The 208-nt window shown below is 38.9% G+C and carries 1 protein-coding gene; it reads right to left on the reverse strand.

The features are described from left to right. A partial coding sequence (gene mobL, locus FC90_RS09280; protein WP_235804314.1) for a relaxase MobL occupies window positions 1-208 on the reverse strand: 208 nt, incomplete at both ends.

The raw sequence follows: 208 nt of genomic DNA on the forward strand, positions 1-208 counted from the left end.
GATCAACAAGCCAATTATTATCGAATGAATAGACGATTTGCCACAAAGGACTTTTTGCGTCTTGTGCCTGGGTAAAGTAGCTTTTCATTTTCTGCCGGTCTTCTAAACTCAGTTGATCGCTGTAGGCTGAAAACAGTGAATCGGTTTTGTGGGGGTTGCCCATGTAATCATTAAATTTTTTAAATTCGCTGTCTTGATTTTTCTCAAC

It is taken from the genome of Latilactobacillus graminis DSM 20719, from assembly GCF_001436415.1.
In the GTDB taxonomy this organism is placed as follows: Bacteria; Bacillota; Bacilli; order Lactobacillales; family Lactobacillaceae; genus Latilactobacillus; species Latilactobacillus graminis.